Source organism: Gilvimarinus sp. 1_MG-2023 (assembly GCF_030548285.1).
On sequence record NZ_JAUOSC010000003.1, the window covers coordinates 184,469 to 200,201 of the forward strand.

Sequence of the window (15,733 nt, forward strand, 5' to 3'; positions counted from 1 at the left end):
CCTCTACTTACAGGTTGCTATAGCGCTTGCGTAAGCGCTGGCGAATAATTTCGGCACAGGTGTTAACAACAAAGGTCAACGCCAAGAGCACCAGCGAGGCCAAAAACAGCACCCTAAAGTGTGTACTGTCAACGGCAGTTTCTGGCAGCTCTACGGCGACATTAGCCGACAGAGTGCGCATCCCTTCAAAGATATTGAAGTTAACCACCGGGCTGTTACCCGTCGCCATCAGTACAATCATGGTTTCACCCACGGCGCGACCAAAACCCATCATAACGGCGGAAAAAATACCCGGGCTCGCGGTCGGTAAAACAACCCCAATAACGGTTTGCCAACGGGTCGCGCCCAGCGCCAGTGAACCTTGAGTGAGGTGACGCGGCACGTTAAAAACGGCATCCTCAGCGATTGAGAAAATGGTTGGAATAACAGCAAAGCCCATGGCAATCCCCACCACCAGAGCGTTGCGCTGGTCGTAGTTGATGCCGTTGTTGGTAAACCACTGGCGCATACTGCCGTCGAAGAACCACACCTCGATGTGCGGCGATATGGCCACGCAGAACCAACCGGTAAGCAAAATGGGAACAATCAAGATGGCTGCTTCCCAACCGTCGGAGACGCGGTGACGAATCGATTGGGGCAAATGCGACCAACCGTAGCCAACCATCACCATCATCAGCGGCATTAGGATCAGCACACTGAACACAGCCGGTAAATGATTTTCCAAAAATGGCGCCAACCACAGACCGGCCAAGAAACCCAAAATAACCGTAGGCAGGGCTTCCATAATTTCAATGGTCGGTTTAACCAAGCCACGCATTTTCGGCGTCATAAAATATGCGGTGTATAGTGCACCCATAATGCCTAGCGGAATGGCGAACAGCATGGCAAACAGTGCGGCTTTTAATGTGCCAATGGACAAGGGCACCAAACTCATTTTGGGTTCGAACTCATCGCCACCCGACGATGCCTGCCAAACATACTCGGGCTCGGACCGACCCTCGTACCACACTTTTTGCCAGAGCGAACTGAAAGATATTTCTGGGTGCTCGTTCCACAGCTCGGTCACTTGAACCAACCCCGCTTGATCGAGAATCAGCATTTTGCCGTTAATAGGCGAAATCGCTAACTGCTCAATCGGCGCATCGGCCACCTGTTCAACTAACAGGGTGCGCGCAGCCGTGCCGTGGTAAATACCCAGGTAGCCCTCACTGTCACCCACCAAAAACCCGCGGCGTGTATATTCCGGCGCTATGGTAGTGATCGCGCCGGGCAAGCTGTCAAAGTCGCGAGTAGGTAGTAAGTGATAAATATTGTTCGGGTTGCGCACCAAAAGCCACTGACTGACACTGCCCTCTTCGGTGCCAATCACGACCGAACCTGTGCCCACCAAAAACTCCATTGCCGTTATCTGACCACGCTCGGTTGCCACCGACCCGGTAAGCGTCGCTACAGCAGGCTTTTCCACAGAAAACAAATGTACTTGCGCGCTGTCATCGGCCACCAACAGATGGCGCGCAGTCTTATCGACCTGAATTATTTGGGCCTGAGCACCATTGGGGAGTCTGGGCAGCGTATAGACTTTACCGCTAGTACTTACTTTGCCTGTGATCATATTCGTTCGGCTGGTGTAGACCCCCAGTTGAATACGATTATCTGCCGTAATACCGGCCAGCACATGTCCGCGTCCGGTGGCTTGCACGGCCACAGCGCGCAAACTCTGCCCTTGCGGGTCCAGTGCGATAGGCGCCTCTCCTAGAGGGAACACCACTTCTGGGGTAATTTTGCGCTGATCGTTGGGATAGGACAGTGAGTAGTCAATGCGCGTTACGAGCATTTCACCGCTGGATAAGCCGTAAGCCGCCAGGCGTTCATTGGGTGTACTGGTACCCACACTGGTAACCTTCGCACCCGCCGGCAGAGGTAACTGCGTGCGGGACATGGTCTTACCTTGGTCGGCGGCAAAAAACTCGACGCTGCCAGCGCTGGTTAGAGAGGCGCCAATCTGCTCGTAGCGCTCCAACACCATATGGCGATTGTCGGCGCTGCTCACCTGACTGACCGGATAACTCTCAATCACGTTCACATCGGCGTCTTTCATCAGGGGAAAGACTTCGGAAAATAAGTAGAAAAAGATTAGGCCGAGAGCACCTACAACCGCCAAGCCCGCTGTCGTGATGCCCCATTTGGATATACTATCCTTAAGGCGCCTCACGTTTCGCAGCCTAGCCCTTTCACTGGCACTTGGCATCAGACTCTCTGTCCCGTTCACAGCGGGAGATGTCTCGCTCATAGTCTGGTTCCTGATTATGTTGACCGGATGTTTAGACGTGGTACGCCGCGTTTACTTTGCCATCGGCGGCGATCGTAGCAACGATTTATGACATTTTTGTTACAAAGTAATAATGCGCCCGGAGGCGCATTATTAGACGTCTGGCAAGCTGTAAATTACAGGCCTAACTCTTTGTGAACACGCTCTGCAACAGCGGCTGGTAATGGGATATAACCGTCGCGTACAACAACCTCTTGCCCTTGCTTAGAAGTCACCATTTTCAGGAACTCCGCTTGCATAGGGTCGAGATCGCGGTTGGGGTGCTTGTTAATGTAAACGTAGAGGAAGCGCGCCATTGGGTAGCTGCCATCGGCCGAGTGCTCGGCGTCCGCTGGCGCATAAGGCATGCCTTCTTCGGCGGCCAGAGGCAAGGCACGTACACTAGAAGTCACATAACCAATACCCGAGTAACCAATGCCGTTAATCGATTCACTCACGCCCTGAACGACAGAGGCCGAGCCCGGTTGCTCGTTGATGCTGGCCTTAAAGTCTCCACCACACAGGGCGATATCTTTAAAGTAGCCGTAAGTACCTGACACCGCGTTGCGGCTGTAAATTGTAAAATCGCGGTTCTCCCAATTGCCTTCCAGGCCAACCTGCCCCCAGCGGGTAATATCCTCATTGTGACCACAGCTGCGCGTCGCAGAAAAAATGGCATCCACCTGAGCCATGGTCAACCCTTCAATCGGGTTGTCTTTGTTTACGTAAACCGCAACCACATCGATTGCAACGGGCACAGCGGTGGGCTTGTAACCGAAGTGCGCCTCAAAGGACTGAATCTCTGAGCTTTTCATTTCGCGGCTCATCGGGCCAAAGTTGGCAGTGCCTTCGGTCAGTGCGGGGGGAGCGGTCGATGAACCAGCACCTTGAATTTGAATATTGACGTTAGGGTAAAATTTGGCGAACTCTTCCGCCCACAGGGTCATCAGGTTATTCAGGGTATCGGAACCGATACTGCTGATGTTGCCCGAGATACCGGAGGTGGTTTGGTAATCTTCTAAGTTGGGGTCTACATCGGCAAACACTGGCGCACAGGTCAGCGAAGCGGCTACCGTCAAGCTCTTGATGAATGTTTTTACGTTCATGGATGATTCCTCGGTTGAGTCCACTTGGTCATTGGGCGCACTCTATCGAGGGTTTATGACAGTTATGTGACAGCCGGTAAAGAAACTGTCACATTCCGGTAACCCTAACCAGCAGTTACTATTGCAGGGTCAACAAAAAAGCGGCCGGAGCCGCTTTTAAGTCGCATATAGAATTTGTCGTTCTAAAAATGCATCAACTTACATAGATTGGTCCCATGCCTGAAGCCCAGACAATAACGGTGGCTACCATCACCACGATAGCCAGCACCAAGCCAACGGTAATAACAGAGCTGGCGTAGATAAAGCCGCGCTCCTGGGGGATATTCATCAAGATAGGAATACCCTCATAAATCAAATAAATGGAGTAACATGCTGCCGCAATGAAAACGCCCGCTACCAGCCACAGTTCCGGCCATAGCAGAACCACGCCCGCCAGCATCATCGGAGCGGCGGAATACACTGCCAGTGCGGTGCCCTCATAGTGACGCTTATTGGGCTCATCCGATACGCCAAAGCTCTGACTCATCCAGTTGATGTACTCTCCCAGAATATAGACGGCAGCCAATTGGGCAAGATACGCAAAGCCACACAGGATCAGCGCACTGTCAGAGGTCAGCTTGACCACACCGCCATTGCCAATACTCCACCCCTGTTGAGTCACACCAAAATAGGCGCAAATAACCGGTATTAGAGCTAACAGAGGTACGTGGGTCCAATAGACACGAAAGAAGCTCTGCTCTTCACTGCGAATACGTTGCCACTCGCGGTCAGGGTTGGTGAAAATACCCAAGGTGTGTTGGAACATTGCCATAATTACTACTCCTACTTCGGTCGTTCTTATTATTCGAAACACTGTCTGTAGGTCAAAGATAACAAGGGCTGTGCAACAGCAACAAATAAGAAATCGCTATATAACTGTCGCTTTTAAATAGAGAAAAATATATATCACAAACAAAAAAGGCGCCTAAGCGCCTTTTGTTACTTCACTACCCGTAAGCTGGGTCGTTTCGCATCACTATCACCTTCCGGCTGGGTAGGTTCAGGTGGTGTGGGTGGTTCGGGCTCGGCCTCAAAAACTATTCCTTGGCCATTTTCTCGGGCATAAATTCCCAAAACCGCGTAAATAGGAATAAATAAATCGCGAGGCACACCGCCAAAGCGCGCCGAGAACGACACACTCTCCAAACCTAAATCCAAATCCACTACCGAGGTAGGCGATATATTGAGTACAATTTGCCCATCTTTATTCACATGCTCCAGAGGCACCTCCACCCCGGTGGCTTTGGCATTGACCAAAACATAGGGTGTACAACTGTTATCCACGATCCACTCGTAAAGTGCACGAAGCATATACGGGCGTCTGGAACTCATGGACATATCAATACCTCTGTTTACAAAGGGCAGGGTTAGCTGCCACGAATTTAAGCCGCTGCGCGCATCTCTCGCTCGGCTTCGGTTAGGCTCTGCTGGAAAGAGTCGCGACTGAACAAGCGCTCCATATACTGCGTTAAAGGCTGACTTTGGCGGGTATTCGGTATAGCGACCCCGAGCATTTCCAAGCGCCACAAGATAGGCCCCAAACAGCAGTCGACAATAGTGAATTCGTCACTCATAAAGAATGGCATTTCACTAAAGATCGGCGCAATACTTAACAGGCTATCCAGCAGGTCCTTACGAACTTTGTCGGAGTTAGTACCGTTAGGGTCTTGCAATATTGCATCGACTTTGGGCGCCCAATCGCGCTCTAACCGATACATCCAAAGACGGCTCTGCGCCCGTGCAACCGGATAAACAGGTAGCAATGGCGGGTGCGGAAAGCGCTCGTCCAAGTATTCCATGATAACTTTCGACTCATAGAGCGATAAGTCTCGATCCACCAATGTAGGCAGTGAATTATAGGGGTTTAAATCCGCCAACTCACGGGGCTTACTATCGGTATCCACTTCCACTGTATCTACTGAAACACCTTTTTCAGCCAGTACAATGCGTACTCGATGACTGTAATGATCACTTGGGCCAGAAAATAAAGTCATGGATGAGCGCTTAGTCACAACACCCATTAGGTCACCTCAACAATTAAATGTAAAACGAAGGGCGAGCTTAAACTCGCCCATGTAATCAATGAATACCTTTCCAGTATTCACGATTGAGCAGGTAGGTAAATATAAACAATACACAAATAAACAGCAGTACAAACACGCCAATACGTTTGCGATCTAACTGCGATGGCTCGGCCACATACTCAAGAAAGTTGACCAGATCAAACATAGCCCGATCAAACTCTTCACCAGTCATACTGCCTTTGGTCTCACCTTCAACCAGTGCACCGCAGTGTTCTTCTATGACAGGATTACCTAGGTCATCGCGCTCGGTATGACCGTGTGAATCCAATTTAGGACCGGCGCCACACTCCAATAGCCCTTGCAGCTCCATCATTACATGGGGCATACCCACGTTAGCAAAGACTCGGTTATTAACACCCAGTGGGCGCTCCTCATCTTTATAGAAGTTGCGCAGATAGGTATACAGCCACTCAGGTGAACGAGCGCGAGCCACCAAGGTTAAGTCCGGTGGGGCTGCACCAAACCACTGCTTTCCCAAGTCGGCGCTCATGGCATTTTTCATCAAATCACCCACACGCTTATCATCGGCGCCAAACACCATGTTATCCATCATCAAGTCGTGTGGAATATCCAGATCATCGGCCACTCGCTGATAGCGAGAGAACTTGGCCGAGTGACACCCCATACAATAGTTGACGAAATACTTGGCACCGCGCTGTAGCGATGCCTTGTTTTCCAAATCGGGCTCCATGGTATCGCACGGGACAGCACCGCAGGCAAAGCTGCCTTCGGCACCAACCGCTTTAATGGGTACAACAACCAGGAAGACAAACAGGGCAAAACCACCGAGCACCAAGTGCAGAGGTAAACCTTTCATCTGCACACGCTTAGGCTCCGGCAAGGTTTTTTCCCGTCGGGTCCAAAATGGCATACCGATAAAATAGGCGAAGTACAGGAAGGTACACGCCTGTGCTAAGTAAGTACGGCCTGGAGTCGGTGATTTCACACCAAGGTAACCCAGAATCACAAAAGCGGCCGCAAACACAATCAGCGCAATACGGCTAAAGTTGCCTTTGTAGCGCATTGACTTAACCGGGCTGCGATCCAGCCATGGCAGCACAAATAAGATCGCGATAGCAGCACCCATGGCAACCAGACCGAGGAACTTGGCATCCAAAGGACCAATCGGAAAGTTAATCGCCCGCAAAATTGCGTAGAAAGGCGTGAAGTACCACACCGGAGCAATATGCGCAGGAGTCTTTAAGTTGTTCGCTTCTTCAAAGTTGGCGTATTCCAGGAAGAACCCGCCCATCTCTGGCATAAAGAACATGACAAAGCAGAACACAAACAGGAAGACCGAAACGCCCACAAGATCGTGCACAGTGTAGAAGGGGTGGAAAGCCACGCCGTCTTTAGGAATGCCGTTTTCGTCTTTGTTTTTCTTAATTTCGATGCCGTCGGGGTTGTTAGAGCCCACTTCGTGCAGAGCCAGCAAGTGCAGTACCACTAAGCCCAATAGCACAATCGGCAAGGCCACTACGTGCAAGGCGAAGAATCGGTTCAGGGTAATGCCCGAGATCAGGTAGTCACCGCGAATCCACTCCACCAGAGACTCACCCACAACCGGGATAGCCCCCACCAGAGATACGATTACTTGCGCACCCCAATAGGACATCTGCCCCCAGGGGAGAACGTAACCCATAAACGCTTCGGCCATCAGCACCAGGTAGATGGTCATACCAAAAATCCAAACGAGCTCGCGTGGCGCTTTGTAAGAGCCGTACATCAAACCGCGGAACATGTGCAGGTAGACCACAACAAAGAAGGCAGAGGCGCCCGTGGAGTGCATATAGCGCAGAATCCAGCCGTAATCGACATCGCGCATAATGTACTCGACCGAGGCAAAGGCTTCTTCGGCACTCGGGGTGTAGTTCATGGTCAGCCAGATACCGGTGATCAGCTGATTAACCAGCACCAGAATCGACAGCACACCAAAGAAATACCAAAAGTTAAAGTTTTTCGGCGCATAGTATTTACCCATATGGGTATCCCAAGCGCGCTGCACGGGCAGACGGGCGTCAACCCAAGTCCACAATCCTTTCATCCAATTCATGTTTAGGCCTCCTGATCCACGCCAATCGTTACCCAATCATCGCCATCGTAGGCGTGGGGGGGAACTTCCAGATTAATCGGAGCAGGTACACCTTTGAACACACGACCCGCCAAGTCGAATTTAGAACCGTGACACGGGCAGAAGAAGCCACCCTGCCACTTGTCGCCACCCAAATCTTGAGCGCCAACATCGGGGCGGAACATCGGAGCACACCCCAAATGGGTACAGAGCCCCAATAGAATCAATAACTCGGGCTTAATCGACCGGGTCTCATTCTGAGCGTATTCGGGCTGCTGAGGCTCTTCAGAGCTGGGGTCACTGACGAGATCGGCTGTTTTTTCTAAGCCAGTCAGGGCCTCTTGGGTGCGGCGCACGATGTACACCGGCTTGCCACGCCACTCTACAGTGATCATGGCACCGGGTTCTATTTTACTGATATTCACTTTGACCGGTGCCCCGGCCGCTTTGGCTTTTGCGCTCGGATTCCAAGATCCGACAAAAGGAACCGCTGCGCCTACTGCACCAATAGCACCCACAACTGTGGTGGCACCGGTAAGTACGCGACGGCGTGTTTTGTTGACAACGTCATTACTCATGACGACTTCTCCCCTAACAGCATCGACGGCTAAAATTCACTGATTTTCAAATATTTAGATAGATTTTATTGTCTTTAAAAATTTGCCAATATTAATGAAATTACTCAGCCGTTACAAGGTAAAGCCTACCACCCCGCGCCACATAAGGGCTGCAAAGACGTGGCACGCATTTCAATCAGCCTCAAATCAACCCAATCTCACCCCTGCAGGCATTTATTTAGGTTAAACCCAAAACAAAAAAGCGCCCAGGGTTTCCCCTGAGCGCTTTTTTTTGATCGAACACGCTGTAACAGCTGTCGAAGAGCCAAATTAACGCTTGGAAAATTGTGGCTTCTTACGTGCTTTACGCAGACCGATTTTCTTACGTTCAACTTCACGAGAATCGCGAGTCACGTAACCGGCGCCGCGCAGAGGCTGACGTAAAGTCTCGTCATACTCCATTAGCGCGCGAGTCAAACCGTGGCGAATCGCACCGGCCTGACCAAAGCTACCGCCGCCAGCGACGGTGGCTTTAACGTCAAATTTCTCGAGCAGCTCGACCTTCTCCAGCGGCTGACGCACGACCATGCGTGCAACATCGCGACCGAAGTACTGATCAAGCGAACGACCATTGATGGTGATTGTACCGTTACCTGGAGTAATGAACACTCGAGCGGTCGAGGTCTTACGACGGCCGGTACCGTAATATTGAGTAACTGCCATAATCAGCTTTCCGTTTAGATGTTGAGTTCTTGCGGCTGCTGAGCAGTGTGCGGATGCTCACTACCTGCGTACACTTTTAGCTTGTTGAACATAGCTCGACCAAGAGGACCGCGCGGCAGCATGCCTTTTACAGCACTCTGAATAACACGCTCTGGGGCCTTATCGATCAGCTTTTCAAAGCTTATTGACTTGATGCCACCAATATAGCCGGTGTGACGATAATACATCTTGTCAGTCGCTTTTTTACCGGTCACAGCTACTTTCTCTGCGTTAATAACTACAATGTAGTCACCGGTGTCAACATGCGGGGTGTACTCAGGTTTGTGCTTTCCGCGCAGACGAGTAGCAATCTCAGACGCCATGCGGCCAAGAGTTTTACCTTCTGCATCAATCACGAACCAATCGCGTACGACTGATTCTGCTTTAGCACTATATGTCTTCATGTTATACCTGCCTACTAGGTGGTGCTTCCCACAAAAGAGCGCGAATACTACATAAGGAGCTGCAGCTTTTCAAGCACTTTTTAGGAATTATTTACAGCCCACACCAAGCCGCATCATTAAGCTTACGGGCGGTGTGGGCGGGCCAGATAGTCGTGGCTGCGCATCTCCAACAGCCGGCTCTGGGTGCGCTCAATCTCGAAGGTTAAACGCCCGCCAGCGTACAGCTCGGTCAAGGGTACCGCCACTGACAGTACCAGCTTTACATTGCGATCGTAAAATTCATCAACCAAGTTAATAAACCGGCGCGTCTGATCGTCGCGCTCGCGCCCCAGCTGCGGCACATCGGAGACGATTACCGCGTGAAACTCACGAGCCAGCTCAATGTAATCGTTTTGCGAACGCGGCCCATCGCACAATTGCCCGAAGTTAAACCAGGCGACATCGTCTGCCACCCGCTCCGCCAGCAAGTGGCGCCCTTCCACCTCTAGGCGCTGCCGATAACGAACTTCGGCCCCCGGCGGACACAGGCGCGCAAACGCGCCATCCAGCCCGACCTCGGCATTCGCATCCAGCGGCGTGTAATAAAGCTCAGCCTGCTCTAGCGCTCTGAGCCGATAGTCCACCCCGCCATCCACATTCACCACTTGCGTATGCCGCTCCAGCAAAGCAATGGCCGGCAAAAATCGGGCGCGCTGCAACCCATCTTTATAGAGGCCCTCCGGCTCAATATTCGAAGTTGCCACCAAGGTCACGCCGCGACGAAAAAGCCCATCCAGCAGTCCGGCTAACATCATGGCATCGGTGATGTCACTGACAAAAAACTCATCAAAACAAATCACCTTCGCCTCGGCGGCTATATTCTCCGCCACCTGCTCCAATGGATTTTTTTGCCCTGCCAACGATTTTAACTCGCGATGAATCCGACGCATAAACCGATGAAAATGAACACGCATTTTCTGCTCAAAGGGCAAGCTCTCGTAAAAGTTGTCCATCAAGTAGGTTTTGCCTCGGCCGACTCCACCCCAAAAATACAGCCCTTTTTCAGGCTCCAATTTGGCTTTACCCGTTAATTTTGCCCAAAAACCAGGACCTACCCGCGGCCTCTGTAAACGCTCGTACAGTCGCTGCAAGTGAAGCACGGCCTGCTCTTGTGCAGCATCATACTGAAAGCCCTCAGACTTCAGGTCGTGTTGATAGCGCCCTACAGGGCTTAACTGATTGTGACTCACAATAACGCCTCGCTCGGCAATTGCTCTAATAGCGCCTCGGTCATCGATTGCTTCAATTCGGTCAAACGCCCGTGAAAAAAATGGCCGGCCTCATCAAAGCAGCGGTAAACCACACTGCCCGCCAACTGCCCCGCCCAGGCCTCCACTGTCGGCTCATCGACGCGCTCATCCCGATCCCCCTGCAACACCGTAACCGGCGCGGCAAATCGGCCACCCTGTTCAAACGCATAGCGCGGCACAGGCGGCGCAACCAGCGTCAGGTGCCGACAGGGCAACCGGTAACTGGCCTGAGCGGCGACCGACGCGCCAAAAGAAAAACCGGCCAACAATAAAGGCGCCTTAGGGCGCTCTTGCAGCAAAGCACTGGCCACCACGACGGCGTCATCCACCTCGCCACGGGCGTGGTCATGCTCACCGCCGCTGCGCCCCACACCGCGAAAATTAAAACGCAGAACACCCACCCCTAAATCGCGATAGGTTCTGGCCAGCGTGGTTACCACCTTGTTGTTCATGGTGCCACCATGTAAAGGGTGCGGGTGGCATACCACAGCCAGCGCACCACTTTGATAGTAAGGGCCCGTCTCGCGCCCCAGCGAACCGGCCACCTCTAGCGAGCCTGCGGGGCCAGCTATTAATGTTGATGATTGAGTCAGTAATTCAGACATGAAAGACCACTTTAAAGCGACTACCCTGTAAAAGAATTGGTCCAGCTGCGACTCTGGCCTCTCTTTACAAGTGAAAACGCCGTATAATACCGTTTCATTAGGAGGTTGAACACGCACGAATGAAATTGCGGCGTGTTACAACGTTAGGCATTCAGTCAGGAGATGTTTTGTGTACTCATTGATCACCCTTATAGTCACCGCATTAATAGCCACCTTTGTGGGCTGCCTTGTGGGTTATCTACTGTCGCGCAACAGCAACGGCAGCAATCGCTCCAGCGATTTGCAAAATCGCCTACAAGAGGCCGAGCAGGCACTGGACAGCTACCAACACGATGTAACCGATCACTTCGCCCGCACCACTGAGCTGGTCAACAGCCTCAATGCCAGCTACCGAGACATGCACGAGCATTTAGCGTCCAGCGCCCTCAAACTCAGCACTCCTGAAATCGGTCGCCAATTGCTGGACGAGTCCCAGCACCACCTGCCCGGCCACAAAGGCCACGATTTAGAACACACAGATGTTGAAGCGCCCCGCGACTGGGCCCCCAAACGCGCCGGTAGCAAAGGCACACTGAGTGAAGATTACGGCATGGAAGAACCCGCCCCAGCAACCGGTGACAACCTCCCTGAGGATGGCGTAACCGATGCCCATAAATAGCGGGCAGGCCAACTCCCTATGACTGCTCGCGCCCTGCAATTTGTTTTTTGGCCCGCCTTGGCGGGCCTGTGTATCGCACTGGTTATTTTTATTGCGTTTCCAGGTTTGATGCCCTGGCAGCCGCCCAACCCCGCAAGTCAAAAAGCTGAGCCTACACAAGCAACCTCTTACGCCGATGCAGTAGATCGCGCCGCCAGCTCGGTGGTCAACATCTATTCGCGCAAAGTGATTGCCACCCGCCGCCATCCATTGGCCGACCACCCCTTGTTTGAGCAGCTGTACCGCAACCCCAAACAACAAAAGCGCGTGCAATCGGCACTAGGCTCCGGCGTTATCGTCAGTGCTGAGGGTTATTTGCTCACCAACAATCACGTTATCGACGGTGCCGATGAAATATTAGTACTGCTACACGATGGTCGTCGGGCAGGTGCTACCTTTATCGGCAACGACCCGGAAAGCGACCTCGCGGTGCTAAAAATTGAACTGGACAACCTCACCCCCATCTCCATTGGTGACCCAACCAAAACCCGCGTGGGTGATGTGGTACTCGCCATTGGTAACCCCTTCGGTGTCGGCCAAACCGTCACCCAAGGCATTGTCAGTGCCTTAAGTCGTTACGGGCTTGGGCTTAGCACCTACGAGAATTACATTCAGACCGATGCGGCGATTAATCCCGGCAACTCCGGCGGCGCTCTTATCGACACCCAAGGCAATTTACTGGGCATTAACGCCGCCATTATTTTCGACACAGTCGGCATTGGCTTTGCGGTACCCGCCGACGACGCTTTCGACTCACTGAAAGACATTATTAAATACGGGCGTGCTGTGCGCGGCTGGCTCGGATTAACCGTTGAACGATTAACCCCGGCACTGGTGCACGAACTAAAACTCGGCAGCACTGCCGGGGTACTGGTGACCGAGACCCCCATCAACGACCCGGCTTATGTAGCTGGCATTCGCCCCGGGGATGTGCTCACTCACATTGATGGCCAACCGATAGGCACTGAACGACAGGGACTAAATGAGGTGGCGGATATCGACCCCGGCACCAAGGTCACTGTGCAAGTATTGCGACCTCGTCAAGACAATGAACCAGAACAATTAGTGTTTGAGGTAATGGTGGCAGAACGCACGTTAGGCCCAGATGTGAGCCGAACTTAAGTATTAAGAATTAATACTAAAATGTTGACGCTTACACGCCAGCGCGCAGCACCTTAGCCACTGGCCGGCCATCGGCAAAAAATGGAGAGGGTTTGGCTTTACCCGACAGCGCACCTTTAAGCATAAACCAAAGAATTCTAGGCATAAAACTGACCGGAAACCGCGGATGTACATCGACAGGCATTGCCTCGCCCACCGCGTACTTACCAAACGCTTTCAGGCAGATCGGGCCAAGCGCTCTGCGCTTTTCGTCTTCACCGGCAAACTGCATTAATTTTACCGACACTCCCACAAACGGCACCGACGCCTTACCCATGGTGTTAGCTAAAGGCGCGTTGCAACAGGATGCATACCAGCGATAGATACCCTTGGGCTCAAGCTGCACACAACTAATGTGCTCATGGCCTTGGGTAATTTTGAGAAAGGCAGGATAGGTTTGGAATAATTCCGAGCCACCGTGCTCATCGAGAATGCGCTCTTTATTACCCAAAACCTCGGCGTACTTCTGACAATCGCAACACAGACAGTGAACATGAAAACTGGAACTCGGCACCACCTGCAACGAGCCGCGCAACTGCCCACAAAAACATTTAAGCTCCACCGTACTCGCCATACAAACACCCATCAACCGCCACGGTTTTCATTAAAATAAATGCTATGACTATAGCGTTCAGCGTTCAGACAAGTCTAAACCACCCACCCAGCATTTACCGCTTGCGATACTCCGCCGATAGGGCGTGTGCCTCAAGGTCTTCACTGCGCGCCAAAATAGAGGCCGTTTGCGCTAGGGTCGAAGCGCCCTGAGGCGAGGCAAAGATAATTGAACTGCGCTTTTGGAAATCGTACACCCCCAAAGGTGACGAGAAGCGCGCGGTACCTGAAGTCGGCAAAACGTGATTGGGGCCGGCGCAGTAATCACCCAATGCTTCGGGGGTGTGGCGACCCATAAAGATCGCACCGGCGTGGCGAATACTGGGCAGCAATGCCTCGGGGTCTTCCACCGACACCTCAAGGTGTTCGGGGGCAATTCGGTTAGACAGCGCAATCGCTTCATCCATATCCGCCACTTTAATCAGCGCGCCGCGACCGGCGAGCGATTCGGCAATAATCGCCTGGCGCGACATAGCGGGCAGTAAACGTTGCATTGCCGCTTCGACTTTATCGAGGAAATTGGCATCGGGGCTGACCAAAATAGATTGCGCCTGCTCGTCGTGCTCGGCCTGACTAAACAAGTCCATGGCAATCCAGTCCGGGTCGGTTTGCCCGTCACACAGCACTAAGATTTCGGACGGGCCGGCAATCATATCGATCGCCACCTGGCCAAACACAGCGCGTTTAGCGGTGGCGACAAAGATATTACCGGGGCCGACAATTTTATCGACCTTGGTGATGGTCTCGGTGCCATAGGCCAACGCTGCCACCGCTTGCGCACCTCCGATAGTAATCACCCGATCCACACCGGCAATTTTAGCTGCCGCTAGTACCATATCGTTCAGTTCACCGTCGGGCGCGGGCACCACCATGGTCAACTCATCCACCCCGGCAACTTTGGCCGGAATAGCGTTCATTAATACCGAAGACGGGTAGGAGGCTTTGCCACCGGGAACATACAGTCCCACTCGCTCCATCGGAGTAATTTTTTGCCCCAACACCGTGCCATCCGCCTCGGTGTACTGCCACGATTCTTGCCGCTGGTGTTCGTGGTAAGCGCGCACTCGGCGGGCAGCCTCCTCTAAGGCCTGTCGCTGTTCCGGGGCAATGGCGGCCAAGGCGCTGTTCAACGTATCGGCCGCTACCACAAACTCTGCCATGGAGCCGGCATTGCGGCGGTCAAAGCGATTGGTGTATTCCACCACAGCCGCATCGCCGCGCGCTTTGACCTCGGCAATAATATCGTCAACAACCTGAGCCACGTTATGATCAGACACCGAATCCCACGCCAGCAAGGCGTCCAGCTTGGCACTGAAATCGGGAGTTTGGCTATCGAGTCGGGTGATCATAAGTTAACGCTCTTGTAAAAGGTCTATGGCTGGCGCAATCTCAGTCGCGCTGTACGGCAGTCGCAATGCCATCAATAATGGCCTGAATACCTACGTGCTTCATTTTCATCGAGGCTTTATTGACGATCAAGCGTGAACTGATGTCGGCAATGTGCTCGCGCGACTCCAGACCATTGGCTTTGAGGGTGTTCCCGGTATCGACAATATCGACGATTTCATCGGCCAAGTTCATAATCGGCGCCAGCTCCATACCGCCGTAGAGTTTGATGATATCACTCTGGCGACCCTGCGCGGCGTAGTATTGCTTGGCAATATTGACATACTTTGTGGCGACGCGAATGCGCCCACTTTTGCGCGGCACACCTTTAATGGCCGCGGTCATCAGCTGGCATTTGGCGATGTGTAAATCAAGCGGCTCATACAAGCCCTCGGCACCATTTTCCATTAGGGTGTCTTTGCCCGAAATACCCATATCCGCCGCACCAAACTGCACATAAGTGGGCACATCGGCGCCGCGCAACACTAACAGCTGCACGTCATCGCGATTGGTGGGAAATACCAGCTTGCGGCTTTTATCGATATCCTCTTGCGGGGTAATACCGGCCGCTGCAAACAGAGGTAAAGTCTCTTTTAAAATACGCCCTTTGGTCAGGGCGATGGTAATCATTTGGCTCATGTCAGACTCATTG

General features: G+C 52.6%; 16 protein-coding genes. 2 read left to right on the plus strand and 14 right to left on the minus strand.

The features are described from left to right. Positions 1–7: 7 nt before the first annotated feature. From Q4563_RS06320 to Q4563_RS06370, 11 genes are all read right to left on the minus strand, one after another. On the minus strand, positions 8–2,212 hold the full coding sequence (locus Q4563_RS06320; protein WP_303603991.1) for an ABC transporter permease subunit: 2,205 nt from the start codon (positions 2,210–2,212) through the stop codon (positions 8–10). Positions 2,213–2,445: 233 nt separating this feature from the next. Further along, positions 2,446–3,414, minus strand: a complete 969-nt coding sequence (locus Q4563_RS06325) for a PstS family phosphate ABC transporter substrate-binding protein (RefSeq protein ID WP_303603992.1) — start codon at positions 3,412–3,414, stop codon at positions 2,446–2,448. 193 nt (positions 3,415–3,607) lie between these two features. Then, positions 3,608–4,225, minus strand: a complete 618-nt coding sequence (locus tag Q4563_RS06330; protein ID WP_215977944.1) for a Yip1 family protein — start codon at positions 4,223–4,225, stop codon at positions 3,608–3,610. 167 nt (positions 4,226–4,392) lie between these two features. Further along, complete coding sequence (locus Q4563_RS06335) at positions 4,393–4,791, minus strand: ClpXP protease specificity-enhancing factor (protein ID WP_215977945.1); 399 nt, start codon at positions 4,789–4,791, stop codon at positions 4,393–4,395. A gap of 44 nt (positions 4,792–4,835) precedes the next feature. Then, the gene (locus Q4563_RS06340; RefSeq protein ID WP_215977946.1) at positions 4,836–5,474 is read right to left on the minus strand and encodes a glutathione S-transferase N-terminal domain-containing protein; all 639 of its coding nucleotides are present in this window, start codon (positions 5,472–5,474) and stop codon (positions 4,836–4,838) included. Positions 5,475–5,532: 58 nt separating this feature from the next. Continuing rightward, the gene (locus tag Q4563_RS06345) at positions 5,533–7,590 is read right to left on the minus strand and encodes a ubiquinol-cytochrome c reductase (RefSeq protein ID WP_303603993.1); all 2,058 of its coding nucleotides are present in this window, start codon (positions 7,588–7,590) and stop codon (positions 5,533–5,535) included. A 2-nt stretch (positions 7,591–7,592) separates the two neighbouring features. Further along, positions 7,593–8,186: a ubiquinol-cytochrome c reductase iron-sulfur subunit gene (gene petA, locus Q4563_RS06350; RefSeq protein ID WP_215977948.1), complete on the minus strand. Its 594-nt coding sequence runs from the start codon at positions 8,184–8,186 to the stop codon at positions 7,593–7,595. A 309-nt stretch (positions 8,187–8,495) separates the two neighbouring features. Continuing rightward, the gene (gene rpsI, locus Q4563_RS06355; protein WP_215977949.1) at positions 8,496–8,888 is read right to left on the minus strand and encodes a 30S ribosomal protein S9; all 393 of its coding nucleotides are present in this window, start codon (positions 8,886–8,888) and stop codon (positions 8,496–8,498) included. A 14-nt stretch (positions 8,889–8,902) separates the two neighbouring features. Then, entirely contained in the window at positions 8,903–9,331 is a 429-nt protein-coding gene (gene rplM / locus Q4563_RS06360; RefSeq protein WP_215977950.1) for a 50S ribosomal protein L13, read from the minus strand. Between the two features lie 122 nt (positions 9,332–9,453). After that, a complete protein-coding gene (gene zapE, locus Q4563_RS06365) occupies positions 9,454–10,560 on the minus strand; it encodes a cell division protein ZapE (RefSeq protein WP_303603994.1) in 1,107 nt (368 codons plus the stop codon). Next, the gene (locus Q4563_RS06370; RefSeq protein WP_303603995.1) at positions 10,557–11,225 is read right to left on the minus strand and encodes an alpha/beta hydrolase; all 669 of its coding nucleotides are present in this window, start codon (positions 11,223–11,225) and stop codon (positions 10,557–10,559) included. The genes zapE and Q4563_RS06370 overlap by 4 nt, the downstream gene beginning before the upstream one ends. A gap of 169 nt (positions 11,226–11,394) precedes the next feature. Here Q4563_RS06370 and Q4563_RS06375 point away from each other — a divergent pair, with 169 nt between their 5' ends. Then, complete coding sequence (locus tag Q4563_RS06375) at positions 11,395–11,883, plus strand: YhcB family protein (protein WP_215977953.1); 489 nt, start codon at positions 11,395–11,397, stop codon at positions 11,881–11,883. A gap of 18 nt (positions 11,884–11,901) precedes the next feature. Beyond that, on the plus strand, positions 11,902–13,044 hold the full coding sequence (locus Q4563_RS06380) for a trypsin-like peptidase domain-containing protein (protein WP_303603996.1): 1,143 nt from the start codon (positions 11,902–11,904) through the stop codon (positions 13,042–13,044). Between the two features lie 31 nt (positions 13,045–13,075). Here Q4563_RS06380 and Q4563_RS06385 read toward each other — a convergent pair whose 3' ends face one another. The 3 genes from Q4563_RS06385 to hisG form a co-directional block, all read right to left on the minus strand. Beyond that, positions 13,076–13,657, minus strand: coding sequence for a DUF6151 family protein (locus tag Q4563_RS06385; RefSeq protein ID WP_303603997.1), 582 nt, complete (start codon positions 13,655–13,657; stop codon positions 13,076–13,078). A 94-nt stretch (positions 13,658–13,751) separates the two neighbouring features. Then, a complete protein-coding gene (gene hisD, locus Q4563_RS06390; RefSeq protein ID WP_303603998.1) occupies positions 13,752–15,044 on the minus strand; it encodes a histidinol dehydrogenase in 1,293 nt (430 codons plus the stop codon). Positions 15,045–15,084: 40 nt separating this feature from the next. Continuing rightward, on the minus strand, positions 15,085–15,720 hold the full coding sequence (hisG, locus tag Q4563_RS06395; protein WP_215975859.1) for an ATP phosphoribosyltransferase: 636 nt from the start codon (positions 15,718–15,720) through the stop codon (positions 15,085–15,087). Positions 15,721–15,733: the final 13 nt, after the last annotated feature.

Excerpts from the sequence above, each read along its gene's own strand:
- Q4563_RS06325 (WP_303603992.1), bottom strand. The coding sequence starts at position 3,414 with ATGAACGTAAAAACATTCATCAAGAGCTTGACGGTAGCCGCTTCGCTG.
- Q4563_RS06330 (WP_215977944.1), bottom strand. The coding sequence starts at position 4,225 with ATGGCAATGTTCCAACACACCTTGGGTATTTTCACCAACCCTGACCGC.
- Q4563_RS06335 (WP_215977945.1), bottom strand. The coding sequence starts at position 4,791 with ATGTCCATGAGTTCCAGACGCCCGTATATGCTTCGTGCACTTTACGAG.
- Q4563_RS06340 (WP_215977946.1), bottom strand. The coding sequence starts at position 5,474 with ATGGGTGTTGTGACTAAGCGCTCATCCATGACTTTATTTTCTGGCCCA.
- Q4563_RS06345 (WP_303603993.1), bottom strand. The coding sequence starts at position 7,590 with ATGAATTGGATGAAAGGATTGTGGACTTGGGTTGACGCCCGTCTGCCC.
- petA (WP_215977948.1), bottom strand. The coding sequence starts at position 8,186 with ATGAGTAATGACGTTGTCAACAAAACACGCCGTCGCGTACTTACCGGT.
- rpsI (WP_215977949.1), bottom strand. The coding sequence starts at position 8,888 with ATGGCAGTTACTCAATATTACGGTACCGGCCGTCGTAAGACCTCGACC.
- rplM (WP_215977950.1), bottom strand. The coding sequence starts at position 9,331 with ATGAAGACATATAGTGCTAAAGCAGAATCAGTCGTACGCGATTGGTTC.
- Q4563_RS06370 (WP_303603995.1), bottom strand. The coding sequence starts at position 11,225 with ATGTCTGAATTACTGACTCAATCATCAACATTAATAGCTGGCCCCGCA.
- Q4563_RS06380 (WP_303603996.1), top strand. The coding sequence starts at position 11,902 with ATGACTGCTCGCGCCCTGCAATTTGTTTTTTGGCCCGCCTTGGCGGGC.
- Q4563_RS06385 (WP_303603997.1), bottom strand. The coding sequence starts at position 13,657 with ATGGCGAGTACGGTGGAGCTTAAATGTTTTTGTGGGCAGTTGCGCGGC.
- hisD (WP_303603998.1), bottom strand. The coding sequence starts at position 15,044 with ATGATCACCCGACTCGATAGCCAAACTCCCGATTTCAGTGCCAAGCTG.
- hisG (WP_215975859.1), bottom strand. The coding sequence starts at position 15,720 with ATGAGCCAAATGATTACCATCGCCCTGACCAAAGGGCGTATTTTAAAA.